This is a genomic window from Dokdonia sp. Hel_I_63 (assembly GCF_007827285.1).
Classification (GTDB): Bacteria; Bacteroidota; Bacteroidia; order Flavobacteriales; family Flavobacteriaceae; genus Dokdonia.
The window spans coordinates 2,531,975-2,554,098 of sequence record NZ_VISD01000001.1 but is presented as its reverse complement, the minus strand read 5'-3'; the positions used below and the strand labels follow the sequence as shown (position 1 = coordinate 2,554,098).

Here is a 22,124-nt window from a genome sequence, read left to right as displayed (position 1 = left end):
TCTTATTCTATAGTTAAGTAAAGATGCTTTTGTTTTTCAACTTCCAAAAGACCTTTGTCAGTACATAATCCTCTCAAGTAAGCAACCATAATACCTTCGGTAAGTCTAGCTTTAGAAAAATGTTCTGATGGAAAGACTTTGTTATTATTACATAATTTCAAAAGAGTTTGAACTGTAGCCATCGTAACTTCTGGGTCCAAGTCTTTCCTGAATAACCCATCTTTTACACCCCATTTAGATAAATAGAGTAACTCTCGAAAAGCAAACTCTGCATTCTTTTTATAGGAGTCTTTTAATATACTAGGGTAATATTTAAGTACCTCTTTATAAAAGTTAGCGTTGCTGTAATCTGCTCTTTTTAAAATCTGTTGCTGAATCATACCCATTGCTTCAATAGCAGAGCTAGAGGTATTAATAATATCGTCATTTTTAGTTCTGATTCCTGCAAGATATTGCTCTACACAAGCTTGCATTAAATCAGTTTTGTCTATAAAGTGATTATAGATAGTACGCTTAGAGGTACTCAACTCCTTACTGATATCTGCCATGGTAACAGATTTTACTCCATTTTTTAAATACAGTTGAGTTGTTATCTCTATGATATGTTCCCTGGTAATCATATTGTTTTCCTAAATTTGACCAAGTGGTACCAAAAAAGTATTAGTTGGTACCACAAAAAAAGGAATTATAAACGAGACTAATTGAGATTTTATCATAAATGTTTTTCAACAATAATAAAATGGGAGAAATTTGGATCGTTAATTTTTCTAATAACAGTCAGCAATTCATCGATGAGGAATTATTAAAAAATTTACCTGAGTCCATAGTCAATAGGGCATTAAGGTACCTCAATAAGGAAAGTTTCTTAAGCTTTATAACGGGAAGATTACTATTGAAAAAAGCAATTTCAGAAAATGAATATTCAAGTTTTTCAATAGAAAATATCACGTATTCTGATAAGGGAAAACCAAGTTTTACTAATGTCAATTTTTCAATATCGCATAGTAATGGGTACGTAGTTTTAATTTTTGGTACCGTTTTTCAGGTGGGCATCGACATTGAGAAGAGGAAGGATATAGATTTAAAGTTATTTAAATATCTCTTCACGGATTTAGAGTGGAGCGATATTAAAGAAGATAATAATCCATTAGATAGATTCTATTGGTATTGGGTAAGGAAAGAAGCTTTACTCAAAGCAGTAGGTTGTAGTTTGAAGGAAATAAAGAAACTTTTCGTTTTTGAAAAACACGGTATCTATAATAACGAACGATTTTATTTTGAAGTCTTCAATTTTCATTCTGATTATAATGGTATAGTTGCAATGGAGAAAGAACTATTCCTAAAAGTTAGATGTGTTGAATTAGAAGAGTTATTAAATTAATATTTGTCTCAGAATTTTCAAAAGCTAGACGTCTCTATTTGGAAAGTTTAAATAAATTACTTCATAGTTTAATCATTTAGAAGGCGTTAACTCTTGCAAGTTTAAATGTCTTAATCTTATTAAATCAAGCTAGGCTTTCTTTTAATTTTAGGAAAAACTAAAACAACTAACATGAAATTAATAGTTAAATTATCCAGAATAGTTACAATCGCTCAATTAGGGTATTACACTTACGATTGGGTAAAAAATAAACGGTCTTTTAAAGAGAAATTTATTCCAAACTTGAGAAAAATTAAAAGAAAATTAATGTAACTTAATAATTATGGATACTACAGATAGAGCGGCAAACATCGATAGTAAAGAGCATGGTGTTCATAAAGAAAAGCGCATAAATCAGTATAGAGATCAAAATGAGTATTCCACCAAAATTAAACGAGATGCTGGGGAATCTAGTAAAATTGGAAGTAAGACTTTATCCAACTAGGAAAATGCTGTACACAAAAAAAATCATAAGGTATCAGAACAAAAATCAAAATAATAATTTCAATAAAAAAAGCTTGTATGATGCAAGCTTTTTTTATTTAAATTAATTTAAAAACTTATAAAATAAAAAGTCAATATTTATCGTAGAATGGTGATCTCTATAGTTTTGAAATATAAGGATACATATAGATAAATATAGTTTATTTATGAGACTAAAATTTCATGTAAGTCTAACAGCTGTAAAAGTTTATCACCTAATCAGTCTTAGGAAACCGATAGGAATTGCTTTTCATTTGCGAACTAACTGTAGTTACCAGCGACATGTTAAAGTACAAGAATTCTATTTGATAGATTAACAAATCTATTAGACAACTCCATTACTGTGAAGTAAAACACCTAATTGAAATGATGTTGTAGCTTTGTATTTTTTCTTAAGTTTCATAACTAGTTTCTCTATGTGAGAAACGCTACTAGGCGACTCATTGTTTGCGGCTAATTTTTTTGAAATCTCTAATTGAGTCATTCCTTTTGACATCAATTTTAAAATCTTCTTATCAGTCTTGCTAAGTATTAGATTAGTATTACTCATTATGTTAGTATGTTAAGGGTTTGCAATAGCAAATGTATTCAAATCTATCAATAGAGTTAACTTTAGGTCTCATAATTTGAGTTATTGATATTTTTCTTAGTATTTCAGTCTGTTATTTGTAAGAAAATGGGAAGATTTTGAATGAAATTTAATTTCATCTATTAGTTGTAGCAAGTTATTAAGCTATTGTATATTAACTAATGAAGATACGTAGGTACTTCGAAAGTACTTTGTGGTAGCAGTTGCTACCTTACATTTTGCATTTAAATGATATTAAACGAAACCATATAAAATAAAAAACTGCGCTAATCCTAGGATTAGCGCAGTTATGGTGCTTTTTGCAAAGCTTTTCGTGACCTCGACAGGATTCAAACCTGTAACCTCTTGAGCCGTAATCAAGTGCGCTATTCAGTTGCGCCACGAGGCCTAATTGAGAGAATAATTACTTATTCGTTTCGGGGTGCAAATATACAACTGTTTTTTTTATTTAAACAAATAAAATGAAAAAAACATTGCAATTATTTTTTGATATCTTTCTATCAAACTTGAAGTCAAATAATTACGCAAATAGAGTAAATAATTAAGATAGTAGTCTCAACGGATTTAATCGAAAATGCTAACTTTACCCGATGCAAATTTCAGATTACATAAGAGATATTCAAGATTTTCCTAAAGAAGGAATTACGTTTAAAGATATTACCCCATTGTTGGGTGATGCAAACGCTTTCGCGAAAGCGGAAGAGATTTTATATACACTCGTTCCAGAAATTAATATTGATGTAGTAGTAGGGATTGAGGCAAGAGGTTTCTTCTTTGGTACGTTGCTCGCCAAAAGACTTAATGCTGGTTTCATACCCGTAAGGAAGCCTAATAAACTACCATCAGAAAAAATATCACAAGAGTACGCCTTAGAATACGGTACAGATATTCTTGAGATACATAGTGATGCTATCAAATCTGGAGATAAAGTATTATTACATGATGACGTGTTGGCTACAGGAGGAACAGCCGCTGCCGTAGTAGCACTTATAGAAAAATTAGGGGGAGAAGTAGTACAGTGTAACTTTCTTATCGAGCTAGACTTTTTAAATGGTAGAGATAAACTAGTTGGAAAGCACGTAGCAGCCGCAATTACTTATTAAAAATTATACTGAAAACTAAGGTTTGGCGTAAAGCCAAGTGATTTTACAGTCATTTGCTGGACTTCATTCTTACTGTCAACAAGATAATAGGTATTAAGAATATTATTGTTGTTTAGTAGATTCCAGATAGATGCGCCTATTTGAGCATCATTCTTAAGTATTTTGAAATTGTATATAGTAGAGATATCAAACCTCAGAAAGCTATCTAATGATGAAGAGTTAGGTTTCTCATAAACAATCTGATTATTTTGTAGAATACTTTGATTTTGTGGGCGTGTAATTGGTGTTCCAGAGCGCCAATTAAATCCTAGCGAAAGTTTAAAACGTTCCAGACTATACGAAGTTCCTGCGCTTATAGAATGTCTTATGTCTTTGTTGTTAGGGAATCTACGGCCTTCATTTAATGTGCTAAAAGTATAATTGTTTTTTGAATAGGAATAACTGAGCCAACTAGTAAAAGATTCAAACCGCTTGCGTGCCAGAAAATCAAGCCCTGTAACATGATAGGATCCAGTAGCATTTGTAAATTGAAATTGGTTCTGAAAGCCTTGACTTCTCGAGGAAATCCCTGCAACTTCTTTTAGATACCCCTCTATACTAAATAACCATTTGTTTCTAGTATAATCTAGGCTTATAGATGCTTGCTTACTTCTTAATACTGGTAACTTTTCGTTATCTGCCGCGACCCATCTTCTTCGTTCAAGTCCTAAAAAATCATTGGGTTGATCAATAATTTGAAAAATAGATTGGTTTTTGCTCTCACCAAGAGCACTTAACTTAAAATAATTTGAAAACCGCTGGCTAAAACGTAGTCTTGGTTCTACAATAAGCTTGTTAAAACGCTCTAGGTAGCTTGCTCTTGAGCCCACAATAAATTGTGTAGTATTATTGTTAGAGAGAAATGAGAGCTCTGTAAATAGCGCTTGAATACGTGTAATGTGTTTCTCATTTCTAAAAAAGAGCGGATTATTAGTTTGTGCAAGGTTTCTGGTTCCTACCTCTGTAAATTGATATCCATTTCCCCAACCAAAATTATCACCTAGCTTTAATTGTGTATTTAATGTAAGACCTAGGTCAAGAACTTCGTTTTCTTGGTCAAGTTGTTGGTTATTTTCTATATTAAAATTACGTGACCTTAAATTGTAGTTTGAGGCATATAAATTAAGATCAGTTTTAAATTGTCGATTCCACTGTCTTGCATATTTAATTTTTAAACCTCGGTTTCCTTGATTTATACCACTACGTTCAAAGACTCCTGCCGCCGTCGTGTTTTCATCGTATTCTAACTTATTAAATAGTGTGGTAGCACTTACACTTAGATAATCACGATCGTTTATGTTGTAGATGTATTTTGCGCTAATATCATAAAAATAGAAATTAATATTTGATGCAGAAATGGGAAGATTTTCGCTCATTTCAAGATCTGTGTCTTGAAAAATACGATTTGTATAATTGCGATATGTAGGCGTTTCGGTTATATCTGTATGAGATCTTCTAGCAGATAGGAGCAAAGAAGCTTTCTTGGTGAGCGGTAGTTTAGCAAACCCTTTAACGTGCAGCAAGTTTGCACTTATGCTTCCGCTTTTTTCATTAGAAAGGCTGTCCTCTAGTCCTATTTTGAGTACTCCAGAAACACCATCGCCATACCTTGCGCTTGTGCCATTTTTTATGACTTCAACTCGTTTAGTTAAATAAGGATTAAAAGCAGATATGAGACCGAAAAAATGGCCAGATTGATACATTTTGATTCCATCCCAGAGTATTAGGTTTTGATCGTTTGTTCCTCCTCGTATATTTAGATTGGATACCGTCTCGTTGGTGCTTATAATTCCTGGTAAGGCTTGGACTGTTTGTAGTGCATCTGGCTCTATGACACCAGGGAGAATACCAAATTGCTTTGGAGCTATTATTGTAACCCCAGAGCTAGATTTAGATATTCCCGAAGTTAGTAGGGATGCGATGTAAATATTATCGAGTTCTTGAATTTCGTTAGGACGATTGAGATCTCTTAAAACTATAAAACGATTATTAAGTTTATCAAAATCATAGCCTGTATAGTTGGTTATAAAAAGGAGCGCGTCGTCAAGAGTTTTATCATTTGAAATACGTTGTATTTTAATGGAAGAAACGAGTTCATCTACATATGAAAATCTTACATCATACTTTGTCTCGATGCTTTTTAAAACAGCAACCAGAGGTATTCTCTCGCTATTATTCTCTTGAGATCTTACATCAGAAAAAAATAAAAAGAATATTATAAGAAAAAGTATTGAGAAAACTTTTTTAATCACGAGCTAAAGTTACCTTATTTTCCTCTTTGGTATAGGTTAAATTAAAAGGTAGACTTATAGATTTGAGAGCAATATCTATATTGTCGTGTGTAAATGTTCCTGTGTAAAGCTCTTGAGCAAATACTTCGTCTACATCAACGTCTACTTGATATTGTCTTTCTAATTCTGCAATAACTTCTCTCAAGGGAGTTTTTTCAAAGGAGCTTTCATTGTGAGTCCACGAAGGTGATTTTATAGTGCTAGCAGTTGTAATTCCTGTTATAAGTACGCTTTCGCGAAAGCGGTCTCCAGCTTTTAATATTTCTTCCTGTGCCGCGGTTGTTACTTTTACAGAACCTTCATAACATACCACGTCAAAGTATTCATTTCTATTTTTGATATTAAATTGTGTACCTAATACTGTTACAGTCCCATTTGTAGTTTTCACATTAAAAGTAGTTCCCTTTGCCACTTTGAAATAAGCTTCTCCTTCTAGAGATACATTGCGCTGAGCCTGCCAAGTATCTTCATCATAAGAAATAGAAGACATCGCGTTGAGCATCACTGTGGAGTTATCGGGTAATGTGATAGTTTCTTTTTGAGCAATTTGTGTATTATGATTAGTACCAGTAGATCTTACTGATAGTACGTAATAAACCCCTAGAAATAGTAAAAATACTGCTGCGATACGTAAAAAAGGTTTCAGCGAAATCACTTTAGATTTCTTAGCATTCACACGGGTATGTAGCGCCTCAAGTTGTTTGTCTACATGGTAAGTAGGAATCTCTAGATGTTTGACGGTATTAGAAATACGCGTGTATTGATGGTACTCTTCAAGATTTTTAAATGCTTGAAGCTCACTCTCGCTAAGCTCATTATCGAGCCATTTACGTATTAATTGTTCTTTTTCCATAACGTTACTATATATGTAACAAGGTTGTTGTTATATTTCCTACCTGAGCTCTGTGATTTCTTTTTTTAATTTTTTTAGAGCACCATAAATTCTTTTTTCTACTGCCTTTGTAGAGATGCCTAAAAGCGCTGCAATTTCCTTGTGTTTTTTTCCTTCTACGCGGTTAAGTAAAAAAGCTGTGCGCTGTGCCTCTGTGAGATTTGCAATCGCTTTTTCAAGTTTTTGTTGGTACTCTTGTTCTTCAAGTACAAATTCTGGAGTCTCATTTGTATAACCCTTAGGGGTATTCTTTTTAAATTTTAAAACCACCTTCTGGTGTGCATAGGTGTTAAGCGTAAGGTTATTTGCTATGGTAAACAGATAACTTTTTGCCTTATCTTCTGAAACTTTTGCACAGTTTTCCCAGAGCTTAATAAAAGCCTCTTGTACTTTATCTTCGGGATTGTAGTCGTTCCCGAATTTATAATAAAGAAAATTAAACAGATTTTTAGAATGCGCCTTAAAGACTCTATTGTAAATAGTCTCTTGGCAAACACCCTTTTTATTTTCCTTTTTCATTATGTACAATAATAGAGAATTGTAAATAATAACTTAAATAGGGTAGGAGTTTTTTCTTTAAAGATGTTTTATTATTGCAGTACCTTACAAAAATATGCAAACCACAGTACTCTCATCTTTAAGACCTTTACAGCGGCTATTGTTGCTGGCACTACTATGTATAACAATAGGTTGTCAAGATGATTTTATTGAAGAAGATTCAAGTCAAACAGGCGTAGAGGATAATGCGAGTGCACAGTTAATGCAACTAATGTACAATGTCGCTCTTAATGATGGGTCTCACGATGATATCATTGATAGAGCTCCTTGCTTAGAACTTGTGTTACCAGTTACTGTTACTATAAATAATGAAATTGTTGTAGTAAATGGCACCGAAGATTTTCAAACGGTAGCAGCACTCTTCGAGCAACAAGGAAATGCAGACGATTATGCCATTAATTTTCCTATTACTATACTCACTTCTACACATGAGCAAGTTGCGGTTGCGTCGCAGTCGGCCTTTAATGATCTTATAGGAACTTGTGGACAAACTAACCAAAATGACGCAGATATAGAATGCGTTGATTTTGTATATCCGCTTGGATTTAGCACTTTTAATCCAGAATTTACGATAACAAATACAGTAAGTGTGCAAAGCGACAGAGAGTTGCTTTCATTTGTTAATAGCATGCAAGAAACTAATCTTGTGGCGGCTGTAAACTTTCCTATTGAGATGAGAGCTCATGATGATAGTACTGAGGAGATGTCAAGCCATAGTATGCTATCATCTTCGCTGGTACAGGCTTCTTCAAGTTGTGATGAAGGTGACACCTATTACTTTGAGGAAGATGTATGTTTAGAGAGTGAGGTGAATGATTTTCTCATGAATTGTTACTGGCAGATAACTTCTTACAATAATGAGGACACGCTTAGCAACTACGTATTTTCTTTTGGTGCAAATAATTACCTTCTATATTTTGACGTGAATGTAATTGCAGAGGCTGGATGGAGTACAGCTACAACTACTTCAGGTATTAGACTTAGCTTTTTTAACCTTCCTATCCTTAATTCACAAGTGGGAGGTAACTGGACGGTAACGCAGTGTGATGAAGAGATGCTACTATTGGCAAAAGGTGATGATATAATGACACTCCAACGAAATTGCTTTCAAGAGCCATTAGATTGTTTTGTGAGTGCTGTACTTAACGTTTGTGATAATGGTCAAGAAGGTGAGGCTACTTTTGATCTTACAGAAACACTTTTAGGTTGTGATACCTCAGAAGTTGATATTGCTTACTACTATACTCAAGAAGATGCGAGTAATCAAACAAACGCGATACCAAATCCAACTAATTACACGACAACTACTAGTCCAGAGCTCCTATGGGTAAGGGCTACACTTTTAAGTGATGATAGCGAGTTTAAAATAATTTTCATTAATCTTACTGTTGTTGACTGTTGATTTGATTCCTAGGTAATCTTAATTACATCTTGATTTATTTGCCTTTATCTGTGTTTCCTTTAGAGCTTATAAGGGGTTACTTAAACGGCGCCACGGCAAATGAATCTGTGGTGGATAGGAATAGATCAGATTACTGCACATTAGTTTTAACCAAGATGCTTTTACTAATCCTATTACTGCAGAAAATAGTATTGCGCAAGGTTTTGAGTATTTTGTAAGACTCTAGTCTAAAAATACAAATCTCATTCTTTAGTGATGTAGAAATTATGTTTCAGAAGGGTAGAGATCCAAGTCAAGAAGGGCTTGTAAGAAGTGTATCTAGCTTTAAATACTACTCTTTTTTTTAGAAAGTTTTCAATTTGGTGATGAATACACATTGGTATTATCTAGCTATTACCGTAGATGCTACAAATGCTATAAAACTTTACAAGGATGCTATCATTCGTAATGAGGTAATTAACGCCACGCTTGGTATAGGGATTGCAGATTTAAATGAATATACACTTGGCCATAATTTCCTAGGTCATGTAGATGATCTTAGAGTGTATAAAAACACACTAAACGGCACCGAAATACAACAACTCTTTGCTTTAGGAGGTGATTGTTATACTTGTCTGTAAATCTTTAAAAACAAGAATTTTAAAAAAAAAGGTTAGCTGTATAGCTAACCTTTTCTTTGTTTTATATTCTTTCGCGAAAGCGTGATTCTATACCTTAAAGCAATCTTGCTCTTCTTTTCTTTCTGAAGTCTCTCACGAAATACCATGCAGCGCAACTTAAGATGATAACGATACTTATAAGGTTACCAAAGATGAGAGTAAGAAGTAAATAGCCTAAGTAAAAGGCGCTAGCATAAAAGGCTACCGCTAGTAACATGACTAAGTATAAAGCAATCGTTTTAATCATTTATAGACGCTTCACTATTTAGTTTTAGGCTCAAATACAGGAAGTAATTTTGTCGAAACCTCGCCAAAACCTATGCGAGGATAATCCTTTATTTTAGAGTAACCACGTATAATTACGGTGTCATTATCTTCAATAAACTTACGATCACCACCTTCTTCAAGTTTAATAGGCTTTTCTCCTCTCCATGATAACTCGAGCATAGATCCGTAAGAGTCTGGTGTTTTTCCAGAAAGTGTACCACTTCCCATCATGTCTCCAGCATTTACAGGGCATCCATTTACTGTATGGTGCGCTAGTTGCTGGCTCATGTTCCAGTACATGTACTTAAAGTTAGATTTACAAACCGTAGTTTCTTTCTTTCCCTCTGGTTGTAATGCTACTTCAAGATTAATATCAAAACTTTTCTTACCTTCATATTGTAAGTAAGGAAGTAATTCTTTTTTAGGCTTAGGGCTTTCTACTCTAAAAGGCTCAAGCGCATCTAGTGTTACAATCCACGGAGAGATTGAAGAGGCAAAGTTTTTTGCAAGGAAAGGCCCTAGTGGCACATATTCCCATTTTTGAATATCACGAGCACTCCAGTCATTAAAGAGTACAAGTCCAAAAATATTTTCCTCGGCATCTGTAGTGGTGATAGATTCGCCTAAGTTATTTGCATCTGTAGTAATAAAAGCCATCTCTAGTTCAAAATCTACTAGTCTTGATGGGCCAAATATAGGCTCTGTAGCTCCGTTAGGTAATTTCTGACCATTAGGACGGTGTACCGGAATTCCCGATGGTATTACAGAAGAACTTCTCCCGTGATAAGCGACAGGTAAGTGCAGCCAGTTAGGCATCAAAGCATTTTCCTCACCGCGGAACATTGTTCCTACGTTTGTAGCGTGTTCTATGCTTGAGTAGAAGTCTGTATAATCACCTATTTGTACAGGTAATTGCATCTCAACTTCTTCCATTTTGAAAATTACAACATCGCGATCTTTCTGATTACCACGTAAAGATTCATTGGTTTCTTCAAAAATTTCGGCAATGCGGTTACGTACTAGTCTCCACGTTTTACGACCATCTGCAATAAAATCATTGAGTGTATCTTGTAAAAAGATATCATCCGTAAGAGGGATACCTTCAAAGTAACCTAACTGGTGTAAAGCACCAAGATCTATTGCGTAATCTCCTATACGCGTCCCTATTGTAATAACGTCATCACGCGTTAAGAATACACCAAAAGGAATATTCTGTATTGGGAAATCTGTATTTTTTGGCGTTTCGAGCCAAGTTTTTCTAGAGGGATCGTTAGCAGATAGTGGCATTGTCTATATTTTGATAAGTTGTTTGTAATTCTCTCTTCAAATATAGGATTTATAGCATTCTTAAAAAGTCTTTGTAGTATTTTTGTATCACTTTAACAAACAATTTTACTATGCAACGTGATACTGCCATTTTTGACCTAATCCAAGAAGAAAAAGAACGCCAATTAAACGGACTTGAGCTTATTGCTTCAGAGAACTTTGTAAGTGACCAAGTAATGGAAGCTGCAGGTTCTGTGTTAACAAACAAATATGCCGAAGGATACCCGGGAAAAAGATATTACGGTGGTTGTGAAGTAGTAGACGAGGTGGAGACACTTGCTATAGAGCGCGCAAAGGAACTCTTTGGAGCAGCATATGCAAACGTACAGCCACACTCTGGATCACAAGCAAACACAGCGGTGTTTCATGCTTGTTTAAAGCCTGGAGATAAATTTTTAGGTTTTGATCTTGCACACGGTGGTCATCTTACTCATGGATCTCCAGTAAACTTTTCTGGACGTTTATACAATCCAGTTTTTTATGGAGTAGAGAAGGAGACGGGACTACTTAACTATGATAAAATTCAAGAGATAGCAACAAAGGAGCAGCCTAAGATGATTATCGCTGGAGCTTCTGCTTACTCTCGTGAGATAGATTATAAACGCTTTCGCGAAATTGCAGACTCAGTAGGAGCAATCCTTCTAGCAGATGTTGCTCACCCAGCAGGGCTTATTGCAAAAGGAATCATTGCAGATCCTATCCCACACTGTCACGTAGTAACAACTACTACACACAAAACCCTAAGAGGACCTCGCGGCGGAATGATCATGATGGGGAAAGATTTTGAAAATCCTTTTGGGATTAAATTAAAGAATGGAAATCTAAGAATGATGTCTTCATTACTTGATAGTGGTATTTTTCCTGGTAATCAGGGAGGACCGTTAATGCATGTGATAGGAGCAAAGGCAATCGCTTTTGGAGAAGCACTTACAGATGAGTTTTTACATTATATGGTGCAGGTTAAGAAAAATGCAACAATGCTAGCTGATGCACTTGTACTTAAAGGATATGATATTATCTCTGGAGGTACAGATAACCACATGATGCTTATAGATCTTCGCAACAAAGATGTGACAGGTAAAGCAGCCGAAGAAGCATTAGGAAAAGCAGATATCACGGTAAATAAAAACATGGTGCCATTTGATGATAAGTCACCATTTGTTACCTCAGGTATACGTATAGGTACAGCTGCAATTACTACTCGCGGTCTTGTAGAAGGTGATATGCATGAGATTGCAAACTTTATAGATAAAGCAATACAGCATCACGATAATGACGATGTGCTACAAAATGTAGCAAAAAGTGTGAACGAGATGATGGGACACAGACCATTGTTTAAAGCATAATATTTGTCACTTTATAATATAAAAGCCCGCACGTAGCGGGCTTTTATATTATAAAATAGTTTCTTACAGTATGAATACTGCAGTGGTATTATTAAGGTTTAAGTGCAAGTTTTATAATCACAAGTAAAGCGATAAAACCCATAAAACCTACAAGCACCCACTTACTGCCTTTGTATTGCTTCTGGTGAAGGGATAAATCCTTTCTGTAACTCCATATCATAAGGAGGATGAAAGCCACAATGAAAAAAACAACAAATATAATCTGACCAGTACTAAACATTTAAAGTATTTTAGGAGTTGTAAAAATACGACTGAGTACGCTTTCGCGAAAGCGTAACAAAACAAAATCCTTTATGAAAAATAAAATAGCCGCCGTAACCTTATTTCATGACACTTATGGTCTTGATCGAAAAGATAAACCTACTGCAAATCTCCCGCTATCGAAAAATGAGCTACGCTTTAACCTCATGAAAGAGGAAAATGAAGAATACCTAGAAGCTGCAAACGCTGGTGACCTAGTAGAGGTGGCAGATGCCCTAGGGGATATGCTTTACATATTATGTGGAACGATTATCGAGCATGGGATGCAAGATAAAATTGAAGAAGTCTTTAATGAAATACAGCGTTCTAATATGAGTAAACTAGGAGCAGATGGTAAGCCTATCTATCGTGAAGATGGAAAAGTGCTTAAGGGGCCTAATTATTTTAAGCCAGACATTAAGAGTATACTTGACAAGTAATCACATAAAAAAGCCGCTTCTATCTAGTAGAAGCGGCTTTTTTATAAAATATAGTGGAAGATTACTCTTCTACTGTGATTCCTAGTTTTGCAAGAACAGCCATTGTAATATCTGCTGCAGGGTCTGCATATGCAAAGTTGTTATTGTTACCTATAGTAAGGATGTGTGAGTAGCCTTGTTCTTTTGCTACTACAGTTACCATTTCTCCTATTTTCTTGTAAAGTGGCTGTACAACTTCAGATTGCTTTAATTGTAAAAGCTGTGCACCATTCTGACGAAATTTTGAGATATCTTCTTCAAGAGCAATGATTTCTCCTTGTTTTGTTTTCTTGTCTGCATCTGTAAAAGTTGCTTGACCGCTTTGGTATAATTTCACCTTAGCTTCATAGTCTTCAATCTTTGCTTTCATTTGTGTTTCAAGATCAAGATTGTAAGCTTTCACTTTTTCATTTGCTCCTGTAAGCTCGGGCATTTTTGTGAGGATAAAGTCGGCATCTACAGTTCCTATTTTGCTTTGAGCAAAAGCGGTTGTTGTAAATAGCACTACAAACATTCCAAGTACGATTTTTTTCATTGTATAGTATTTATTAAGATTATCATTTGCGCGTGCAAATATATGTGATAGAAGACAATATCTGTGCCAAGTGGTAATATTTAAGTAAATAGCTGGCCACGGTGAGGCTTAAGCGCATCTCTTACGGGCTTCATCGCTTCTCTATCTACCACTAAAAATGCAATGCTGTGGTCTTCTGTAACTTGTTGGGTACCTGTTATGGGAGTGTTTAATGTCTGTGCAGTTGCATACTCCTTTAAGTGAGTCTCGTGATGTAAAGCAATTTTATGTGCGTCTGGACCTCTAAAATCCCAGATTAGTTTAAGTCGTTCTTCTGTAGACATAATTTGATTTGATTTCTAGCAAAAATATAGCATATATGTTCTACCTAGCTCAGTAGGTACTAAATATTCTATAATCTCGTTGCTATGGTACAACAGTTCATAATACTTATTTTTGCACATACTTAATACACTATGAAGCACCTTTTTTTATTGCTTATTTTCCTTTGTGGATTTTCGTTTGCTCACGCTCAAAAAGATATTTTTCTTACAATAAATAATGAAGTTATTGGTAGTGAAGAGTTTACGAGGGTTTATGAGAAAAATAGCGAACTCATAAAAGAAGATGAGTCTAATGCTCCAGAAGATTATCTAAAGCTTTTTATAGATTACAAACTCAAAGTCCAAGAGGCCTACAGATTGGGACTTAATAATAAAAAGTCTTATCAAGATGAGTTATCTGCTTATCGTGCACAACTTGCAAAAAACTATCTCAATGACGTCAAGGTAACAGAAGAGCTTGTAAAGGAAGCTTACGATAGAACTGTAAATGAACTTAATGCACGTCACATTCTCGTGAGAGTGAGCCCTGATGCTTCACCTAGTGATACGCTAGTGGCCTACCGAAACATTACTCAAGCGAGGGAACGTATTATTAATGGTGAAAACTTTGAAAAAGTAGCAAGAGCGATAAGTGAAGATCCATCTGCCAAAAAGAACGGCGGTAACCTAGGATGGTTCAAAGCTTTTAAAATGGTGTATCCGTTTGAGAATGCAGCCTATTATACCGCAATTAATGAAGTTTCTAAGCCTTTTCGAACCAGTTTTGGATATCATATCGTTCAGCCTATTGCCGCTCGCAAGTCAAAGGGGAAAGTACAAGTTGCCCACATAATGGTTGCTTTAAATCAAAATGATAGTACTATTATCCCAGAGGAAAGAATTAATGAGGTGTCGAAGCTATTAAGTGAAGGCGCTTCTTTTGAGACAGTAGCACTTAATTATAGTGATGATAGGGCGTCTTATAAAAAGGGAGGAAAACTAGAAGAGTTTGAGCAAGGACAATTGAGTAGTGCTGCTTTTGAAAAAACAGCATTTTCACTTGAAAATATTGGTGCTATTTCGCAGCCTTTTAAAACTGAATTTGGATGGCATATCATAAAATTACTGTCTAAAACTCCTGTGCCAACCTATTTGGATGCTCGAGTTGCACTTACCAATAAAGTAACAAGAGATGCTAGAGCACAGGTAATATCAAACAAGTTAGACAGCAAGTTGAGAAATAGATATAATGTAGCTCTTAATGAAGGCTTGCAATCATATCTCGAAAGTCTCTTCCCAGAGAAATATTCTGAAACCAAAATTGTTCTTAATAACGAACCGGCATTAAGTAATGTGGCATTTACTTTAGGCAAAAAGAAAGCTGCATACACCTATAAAATGGTAGCCGACTATTTACTGGCGAAGTATCCACGTAATAAATTTAGGTCTAGGAGTCAGTTTGTAGAAGAGGGAATTCAATCTTTTGTTAGTGTTGTACTTAAAAATTATCATTTGGAGCACTTGGAAGAGGAAGATCAGGATTTTGCCGATATATTAAAGGAATACAAAGAGGGTTTATTGTTATTTGATTTACTAGAAACTAATATCTGGAAAAAAGCTCAACAAGATAGCAAAGGTCTACAAGAATTCTTCTTAAGAAATAAAGAAGATTATAGAAGTGTAAAGACTTATGAGGCTACAGTATGTACTACAAAAAGTAAGAGTTTAGCAAAAAATTATAGAAAAATTATTTCTAAAGGCCTCTCGCCAGACGAAGCCGTATTATCTTTAAAAAGTAAGAGTGACACTCCTGTGCTATTATCTAATAGAGTTTTAACTCAACAAGAATTTCCGAAAGGACAGTATCTATCTATAGGTATAAGTGATTTAATAGAAGATGGAGATAACTTTATAGTCTATGACGTTACTGCCATCATAGAGGCAAGAGATCAATTACTAAAGAATGTGAGAGGTGTAGTTATAAGTGACTATCAGAAAGAGTTGGAAAATAAGTTTGTAAAGAATTTAAGAGATAAAAGCACAATCACTATTAATAAAGAGATTTTAAATAGGTTAATAACGAAATATGAGAATTAAAAACACTAGGGTCGTTGTATTTCTGCTGTTTACAGTAGTCTCGCTGTCTATGGTGAGTTGCCGCTATTTCAAGAGTGATAACACAGAAACAATAGTTGCTCGGGTGAATAATCATACATTATCACAGCGCACTATTGAAGATGTTATGTCAAAGAATGTGGTAAGTGATAGCGCTGCCTTTGTGCAAAATTACATTAATTCGTGGGCTACAAGTCAGCTATTGCTAGACGGAGCATTGAGAAATTTACCAAAAGAAGACCAAGAAGAATTTGAGGCGCTCGTCTCATCGTATCGAAGTGATTTGTACACGCGTTTTTATAAAGATGCACTTATTAATAAGCAATTAGATAGTATTGTTTCAGACAGCGAAGCAATGAATTTTTATGAGAATAATAAAGTAAACTTCTTACTTAATGAGCCGTTAGTTCAGTTTAAATTTATTCAAGTAGATGAAGATTACCAAAATCTTAAATCGCTTAAATCTTATTTTACTGGTACTGATGAAAAGGATAAGTACGCCTTAGATTCACTAAAGTTTCAATACAAGAATTTTTTCTTGAATGACTCTGTTTGGATAAAAAGACGTGTAGTAGTTGATCAAATAAATGCTATAAACAAGGAGAATGCAAACAACTTGTTAAAAAAAACAAATTTCTTACAACTGCGAGACTCATTAGGATTATATTTGATAGCTGTAAAAAGTACCCTTGAGCGCGGTGAAAATGCCCCGTTGGAATATGTAAGACCAACAATCAATCAGATTATTAAGAATAAAAGGAAATTAGCGCTTATACAAAAGCTTGAAAAGGAGATTAAGGATGATGCTATTAAAAACAAACAATTTGAAATTTACAATTAATATAGTAGTGCTGCTTGCAGCAACACAACTAAGTTTTGCACAAGAAACAACAGTAACTCCAGAAGTTACAGCGATAACAGAAACAGCAGTAGCTGCTCAAAAGGATACTGTAAAAACTCCTTTTAAGAAATTTAAGGTAGATGGTGTAGCTGGGGTAGTTGGTGACTACTTGATTTTAGAAAGTGATATTGATCAAAGTCTTATTGAGATAAAGCAAAGAGGTCAAGCTTCTGCAGATATCACATCTTGCCAAGTTCTAGGAAGCTTACTAGAAAATAAACTTCTTACACACCAAGCAGTTCAAGATAGTATCGTAGTACAAGATAGCCGTGTAAATTCTGAGGTAGACCAGATGGTGCAGCGTTTTGCTTCACAACTAGGTTCTGAGCAGAAAGTAGTTGAGTTTTATAGAAAAGAAAGTATGGCAGACTTACGTGCCGAGTTATTTACTATTAGAAAGAATAATATACTTTCTGATCGTATGAATCAGAAGATAGTGGAATCTGTAGATGTTACTCCAGATGAGATTAAAACGTTTTTTAATAGAATACCAGCAGATGAGCTTCCTACTTTTGGAGTAGAGCTAGAGATTGCACGTATCGTAATTGAGCCTAAAGCTACTGAAGAAGAGCGCCAGAAGGTTATAGACCGTCTTAAAGGTTTCCGTAGAGATATTCTTGAAAATGGAAGTAGTTTTGCAACAAAAGCTGTTTTATATACAGATGATGGAGCATCAAGACCTGATGGTGGTTTAATGGTAATAGACCGTAAAACACCTTTGGTAAAAGAATTTAGAGATGTAGCCTTTAGTTTACAAGATGGAGAAATCAGTGAGCCTTTTGAAACAGAATTTGGTTTTCACATTGTTACTGTAGAAAAAACCAAAGGTGAGCGTAAAGACATCAGACACATACTGCTTGTCCCAGAAATCAAAGAAGCTCAAGAAGAGGAAGCAAAAGATCTTGTAAATAAAGTGAGAAAACGTATCATAGATGGCGAACTAACTTTTGAAGAAGCTGCCAAAGAATTTTCTGATGAGACGGAAACAAAATTTGAAGGAGGAACACTGACTAATCCTCAAACATTAGATAAACGTTTTGAACTAGGTAGACTAGATCCGGATATTTATCCTAAAGTAAATAACCTAGCAGATGAGGAGGTATCATTAGTTTACACAGACCAAACAAGAACTGGGACTAAACAATTTTTAATATATACGGTAGATAATCGACTTGAAGAACACAAAGCAGATTATGTAAAAGATTATATTAAGATTAAAGAACTTGCTCTGCGTGAAAAACAAATTGCTGCAATAGAGAAGTGGCAAAAGGAAAAAATAACAGAGACTTACATCAAAATTAATGGAGACAATCGTGACTGCGAGTTTGTAAGTAATTGGTTAAAAAAATAAAAGATATTTATGTCTGACGTTGCGGCTATCAAGAATCTAGTTGAGAAACACAAGATTCTAAAAGCAGAAATTTCAAAGATTATTGTAGGTCAAGATAAAGTAATTGATGAGATTCTTTTATCTATATTTTCTGGAGGTCACGCTTTACTTATAGGTGTTCCTGGGCTCGCGAAAACCTTGATGGTAAATACCATTGCAACAACTCTCGGACTTGATTTTAAGAGAATACAATTTACACCAGATTTAATGCCCAGTGATATTCTAGGTTCTGAAATTCTGGATGAATCTCGTAAGTTTAAATTTATTAAAGGACCTATATTTTCAAATATTGTCCTTGCAGATGAGATTAACCGTACACCTCCAAAAACGCAGGCTGCGCTTTTAGAAGCAATGCAAGAGCGCGTGGTGACAGTAGCTGGAGAACGATACCCATTATCGCTTCCTTACTTTGTACTGGCTACTCAAAACCCAATAGAGCAGGAGGGAACCTACCCGCTACCAGAGGCTCAGTTAGACCGTTTTATGTTTTCTATCAACCTCGATTACCCTTCGTTTCAAGAAGAGGTAGATGTGGTAAAGGCAACAACATCTGCGGCAAAACCTACGGTAAATGCACTGCTAAGTGCACAAGAGATTATAGATGTTCAACAGCTAGTAAGACGTATTCCAGTTCCAGACAACGTAATTGAATATGCTGTAAATCTTGTAAGTAAAACCCGACCTAAAACAGACAAGGCGGCTCAGATTGTAAATGATTACATAGACTGGGGAGCGGGGCCAAGAGCATCACAAAACTTAATTCTAGGAGCAAAAACTCATGCGGCTGTGCAAGGTAAATTCTCGCCAGATATTGAAGATGTTCAGGCAGTAGCCACCGGTATACTTCGCCACCGAATGATAAAAAATTATAAAGCAGAAGCAGAAGGTCTAAGTATAGAAGATATTATTAAGAGCTTATTCTAATACGCTTTCGCGAAAAATTGCTGCTGTAATCTCAAAAGTAAGATACCTACGGAAGCAGTCTTTTGATAACAACCTATTTATACGCTAATTTGCTAAAAATCTTAAGCCATTATATCCATCTCGTGATATAATGGCTATTTCTATTTCACATAATTTCGGGATTATTGAAAAGGATTCATAAATGTCAATTTTACTTCAGTTTTCATGCTTTCTAGATAGCATAAGTGTATATGCGTGATATTATATTCAATAAAATCACATTTTCGCGAAAGCGGACCATTACAATGAGGAAATTTTATGAGGGTTAAATTGTCAATATGATAATTTGAGTTACTTCTTTTTTTGAATTTGATAATTACTTCGCAATATTTAAGATGGTTTATCAATACGCGCTATAGGCTAACTATGGGGCTTGCAGCTATTGTTATTCTTTGAGGTATTTTGTATTTTCGTGAACCGCAAATTTGAGCGGTACTAATTAACAACCCTAATACACTATATATGGCATTTGATATTGATATGATCAAGAAGGTTTATGCAAATATGACTGAGCGTGTAGACGCCGCTCGTGACCTTGTAGGTAAGCCCTTGACACTTTCTGAAAAGATTTTATATTCTCACCTATGGGAGGGAAAAGCTTCTAAAGCGTTTACTCGTGGTAAGGATTATGTAGACTTTGCTCCAGATCGTATCGCTTGTCAAGATGCTACTGCACAGATGGCATTATTGCAATTTATGCAAGCTGGAAAAGATAAAGTTGCAGTGCCAACTACGGTACACTGTGATCACTTGATTCAAGCAAAAGAAGGTGCTGAAAAGGATCTTAAGAACGCAAACGATGTATCTAGTGAGGTTTTTAACTTCTTAGAATCTGTTTCTAATAAATATGGTATCGGTTTCTGGAAACCAGGAGCTGGTATTATACACCAAGTAGTTCTTGAAAACTATGCTTTCCCAGGTGGAATGATGATAGGTACAGACTCTCACACTGTAAACGCTGGCGGACTAGGAATGGTTGCGATAGGTGTAGGTGGAGCAGATGCTGTAGATGTGATGGCTGGAATGGCTTGGGAACTTAAATTTCCTAAATTAATAGGAGTTAGACTTACAGGAAAACTTTCTGGATGGACTGCCCCAAAAGACGTAATTCTTAAGGTAGCTGAGATTCTTACTGCAAAAGGAGGAACCGGAGCAATTGTGGAATATTTTGGCCCTGGAGCTACAGCAATGTCTTGTACTGGTAAAGGTACTATCTGTAACATGGGAGCAGAGATAGGAGCAACAACTTCTACTTTTGGTTATGATGAGTCTATGGAGCGTTACTTACGTGCTACAGACCGTGCAGATGTTGCAGACGCAGCAAATGATGTAAAAGAATATCTTACAGCAGATAAAGAAGTTTATGCAAATCCTGAGCAGTATTTTGATCAGGTAATTGATATTAATCTTTCTGAGTTAGGACCTTTACTTAATGGACCTTTTACTCCAGACCTTTCTACAACGGTAGGAAAGGATATGACTGAGAAAGCTACTAAAAATGAATGGCCTCTTAATGTAGAGTGGGGACTTATAGGTTCTTGTACAAACTCTTCATATGAAGATCTATCAAGAGCTTCATCTATTGCGCAACAAGCACTAGATAAAGGAATAAAAATGAAATCAGAACTTGGGATCAACCCTGGATCTGAGCTTGTACGTTATACTACAGAGCGTGATGGAATCTTAGGAATCTTTGAAAAACTAGATGCTAAGATTTTTACAAATGCTTGTGGACCATGTATTGGGCAATGGGCACGTTACAGTGATCCAAAAAATGCTCCTAAAAACAGTATTGTACACTCATTTAATAGAAACTTTGCAAAGCGTGCAGATGGTAACCCTAATACACACGCATTTGTAGCTTCACCTGAAGTTACTGCAGCAATTGCAATTTCTGGACGCTTAGATTTTAACCCTATGACAGATACGCTTCTTAATGAAGATGGTCAAGAAGTTATGTTTGACGAGCCTACAGGATGGGAGCTTCCTCCAAAAGGATTTGAAGTTAAGGATAATGGTTACCTTGCTCCAGTAGAAGATGGTAGTGGTGTAATTGTAAAAGTAGCTGCAGACTCTGAGCGCCTTGAGTTATTAACTCCGTTTGAGCCTATCCTTGATAGTGAAATGCAAGGAATGAAATTGCTTATTAAAGCTTTTGGGAAATGTACTACAGATCACATTTCAATGGCTGGGCCATGGTTACGTTATAGAGGTCACTTAGATAACATTTCTAATAACTGTTTAATAGGTGCTGTAAATGCATTTGGTAAGAAAACAAACTTTGTTAAGAACCAGATGGATGGAGAATTTGGTGGAGTACCAGATACTGCACGTGCATATAAGAAAGCGGGAATTAAAACTGTAGTAGTAGGAGATCATAACTATGGTGAAGGTTCTTCACGTGAGCACGCTGCTATGGAGCCTCGCCACTTAGGTGTAGCTGCCGTGATTGTAAAATCATTTGCACGTATACACGAGACAAACCTTAAGAAGCAGGGAATGTTAGGTCTCACATTTGCAAATGAAGCAGATTATGACTTAATCCAAGAAGACGATACATTCAACTTTATAGATATTGCTAGCTTTGCACCAGACAAGCCACTTACAGTAGAGCTTGTACATGCAGATGGAAGTAAGGATACTATTGAAGTAAACCACACGTACAACGATGCTCAGATAGCATGGTACCGTGAGGGAAGTGCCCTTAATTTAATAAAAAAGGAGAACGCTGCATAAGTAGTAATCTTTTTAAACTATAAAAAAT

The 22,124-nt window shown here is 35.4% G+C and carries 21 protein-coding genes and 1 tRNA gene; 12 read left to right on the top strand and 10 right to left on the bottom strand.

All coding sequences use genetic code 11. The features are described from left to right. Positions 1 to 2: 2 nt before the first annotated feature. Entirely contained in the window at positions 3 to 620 is a 618-nt protein-coding gene (locus tag JM84_RS11160; protein WP_013751895.1) for a TetR/AcrR family transcriptional regulator, read from the bottom strand. A gap of 119 nt (positions 621 to 739) precedes the next feature. Here JM84_RS11160 and JM84_RS11155 point away from each other — a divergent pair, with 119 nt between their 5' ends. Continuing rightward, positions 740 to 1,381 carry a 4'-phosphopantetheinyl transferase family protein gene (locus JM84_RS11155; RefSeq protein WP_144784291.1) on the top strand — a complete coding sequence of 214 codons (642 nt, stop codon included), beginning with the start codon at positions 740 to 742 and terminating at the stop codon, positions 1,379 to 1,381. Between the two features lie 322 nt (positions 1,382 to 1,703). After that, a complete protein-coding gene (locus JM84_RS15395) occupies positions 1,704 to 1,865 on the top strand; it encodes a hypothetical protein (protein WP_186439120.1) in 162 nt (53 codons plus the stop codon). A gap of 363 nt (positions 1,866 to 2,228) precedes the next feature. On the opposite strand, the gene JM84_RS11150 is transcribed toward JM84_RS15395, so the two are convergent. Further along, on the bottom strand, positions 2,229 to 2,453 hold the full coding sequence (locus JM84_RS11150) for a helix-turn-helix transcriptional regulator (RefSeq protein ID WP_013751899.1): 225 nt from the start codon (positions 2,451 to 2,453) through the stop codon (positions 2,229 to 2,231). Positions 2,454 to 2,806: 353 nt separating this feature from the next. Then, positions 2,807 to 2,880 (bottom strand) — tRNA-Arg (locus tag JM84_RS11145). 202 nt (positions 2,881 to 3,082) lie between these two features. On the opposite strand from JM84_RS11145, the gene JM84_RS11140 reads away from it, so the two are divergent. Further along, positions 3,083 to 3,595: an adenine phosphoribosyltransferase gene (locus JM84_RS11140; RefSeq protein WP_144784289.1), complete on the top strand. Its 513-nt coding sequence runs from the start codon at positions 3,083 to 3,085 to the stop codon at positions 3,593 to 3,595. On the opposite strand, the gene JM84_RS11135 is transcribed toward JM84_RS11140, so the two are convergent. From JM84_RS11135 to JM84_RS11125, 3 genes are read right to left on the bottom strand one after another with little or no spacing between them, the layout of a single operon-like run. Continuing rightward, positions 3,592 to 5,886, bottom strand: coding sequence for a TonB-dependent receptor plug domain-containing protein (locus JM84_RS11135; protein ID WP_144784287.1), 2,295 nt, complete (start codon positions 5,884 to 5,886; stop codon positions 3,592 to 3,594). The two genes, JM84_RS11140 and JM84_RS11135, sit on opposite strands and share 4 nt — an antisense overlap. Next, entirely contained in the window at positions 5,879 to 6,778 is a 900-nt protein-coding gene (locus JM84_RS11130; protein ID WP_144784285.1) for a FecR family protein, read from the bottom strand. Before JM84_RS11130 ends, JM84_RS11135 begins: the two co-directional genes overlap by 8 nt. Positions 6,779 to 6,817: 39 nt before the next feature. Continuing rightward, a complete protein-coding gene (locus JM84_RS11125) occupies positions 6,818 to 7,336 on the bottom strand; it encodes an RNA polymerase sigma factor (RefSeq protein WP_144784283.1) in 519 nt (172 codons plus the stop codon). Positions 7,337 to 7,430: 94 nt separating this feature from the next. On the opposite strand from JM84_RS11125, the gene JM84_RS11120 reads away from it, so the two are divergent. Next, complete coding sequence (locus JM84_RS11120; protein WP_144784281.1) at positions 7,431 to 8,777, top strand: hypothetical protein; 1,347 nt, start codon at positions 7,431 to 7,433, stop codon at positions 8,775 to 8,777. A 365-nt stretch (positions 8,778 to 9,142) separates the two neighbouring features. Then, positions 9,143 to 9,397, top strand: coding sequence for a LamG domain-containing protein (locus JM84_RS11115; RefSeq protein ID WP_144784279.1), 255 nt, complete (start codon positions 9,143 to 9,145; stop codon positions 9,395 to 9,397). A gap of 300 nt (positions 9,398 to 9,697) precedes the next feature. On the opposite strand, the gene fahA is transcribed toward JM84_RS11115, so the two are convergent. Beyond that, complete coding sequence (fahA, locus tag JM84_RS11110) at positions 9,698 to 10,990, bottom strand: fumarylacetoacetase (protein ID WP_144784277.1); 1,293 nt, start codon at positions 10,988 to 10,990, stop codon at positions 9,698 to 9,700. 110 nt (positions 10,991 to 11,100) lie between these two features. On the opposite strand from fahA, the gene glyA reads away from it, so the two are divergent. Continuing rightward, positions 11,101 to 12,375, top strand: a complete 1,275-nt coding sequence (glyA, locus tag JM84_RS11105) for a serine hydroxymethyltransferase (protein ID WP_144784275.1) — start codon at positions 11,101 to 11,103, stop codon at positions 12,373 to 12,375. Between the two features lie 91 nt (positions 12,376 to 12,466). Here glyA and JM84_RS11100 read toward each other — a convergent pair whose 3' ends face one another. Beyond that, a complete protein-coding gene (locus JM84_RS11100; protein WP_144784273.1) occupies positions 12,467 to 12,655 on the bottom strand; it encodes a hypothetical protein in 189 nt (62 codons plus the stop codon). Between the two features lie 73 nt (positions 12,656 to 12,728). Here JM84_RS11100 and JM84_RS11095 point away from each other — a divergent pair, with 73 nt between their 5' ends. Then, positions 12,729 to 13,115, top strand: a complete 387-nt coding sequence (locus JM84_RS11095; protein WP_013751908.1) for a nucleoside triphosphate pyrophosphohydrolase family protein — start codon at positions 12,729 to 12,731, stop codon at positions 13,113 to 13,115. 61 nt (positions 13,116 to 13,176) lie between these two features. Here JM84_RS11095 and JM84_RS11090 read toward each other — a convergent pair whose 3' ends face one another. Further along, positions 13,177 to 13,689 (bottom strand): OmpH family outer membrane protein, encoded by a 513-nt coding sequence (locus tag JM84_RS11090; RefSeq protein ID WP_013751909.1) that lies wholly within the window; start codon positions 13,687 to 13,689, stop codon positions 13,177 to 13,179. An 80-nt stretch (positions 13,690 to 13,769) separates the two neighbouring features. Next, positions 13,770 to 14,012, bottom strand: coding sequence for a hypothetical protein (locus JM84_RS11085; protein WP_144784271.1), 243 nt, complete (start codon positions 14,010 to 14,012; stop codon positions 13,770 to 13,772). A 132-nt stretch (positions 14,013 to 14,144) separates the two neighbouring features. Between JM84_RS11085 and JM84_RS11080 the strand changes: the two genes are divergently transcribed. The 5 genes from JM84_RS11080 to JM84_RS11060 all read left to right on the top strand — a co-directional run bounded on the left by JM84_RS11080 (position 14,145) and on the right by JM84_RS11060 (position 22,096). Beyond that, positions 14,145 to 16,088, top strand: a complete 1,944-nt coding sequence (locus JM84_RS11080) for a peptidylprolyl isomerase (RefSeq protein ID WP_144784269.1) — start codon at positions 14,145 to 14,147, stop codon at positions 16,086 to 16,088. Next, entirely contained in the window at positions 16,078 to 16,947 is an 870-nt protein-coding gene (locus JM84_RS11075) for a peptidyl-prolyl cis-trans isomerase (RefSeq protein ID WP_144784267.1), read from the top strand. The genes JM84_RS11080 and JM84_RS11075 overlap by 11 nt, the downstream gene beginning before the upstream one ends. Then, positions 16,907 to 18,358: a peptidylprolyl isomerase gene (locus JM84_RS11070; protein ID WP_144784265.1), complete on the top strand. Its 1,452-nt coding sequence runs from the start codon at positions 16,907 to 16,909 to the stop codon at positions 18,356 to 18,358. Before JM84_RS11075 ends, JM84_RS11070 begins: the two co-directional genes overlap by 41 nt. A 9-nt stretch (positions 18,359 to 18,367) precedes the next feature. Further along, complete coding sequence (locus JM84_RS11065; protein ID WP_144784263.1) at positions 18,368 to 19,321, top strand: AAA family ATPase; 954 nt, start codon at positions 18,368 to 18,370, stop codon at positions 19,319 to 19,321. Positions 19,322 to 19,822: 501 nt separating this feature from the next. Beyond that, positions 19,823 to 22,096, top strand: a complete 2,274-nt coding sequence (locus JM84_RS11060) for an aconitate hydratase (protein WP_013751915.1) — start codon at positions 19,823 to 19,825, stop codon at positions 22,094 to 22,096. Positions 22,097 to 22,124 lie beyond the last annotated feature (28 nt).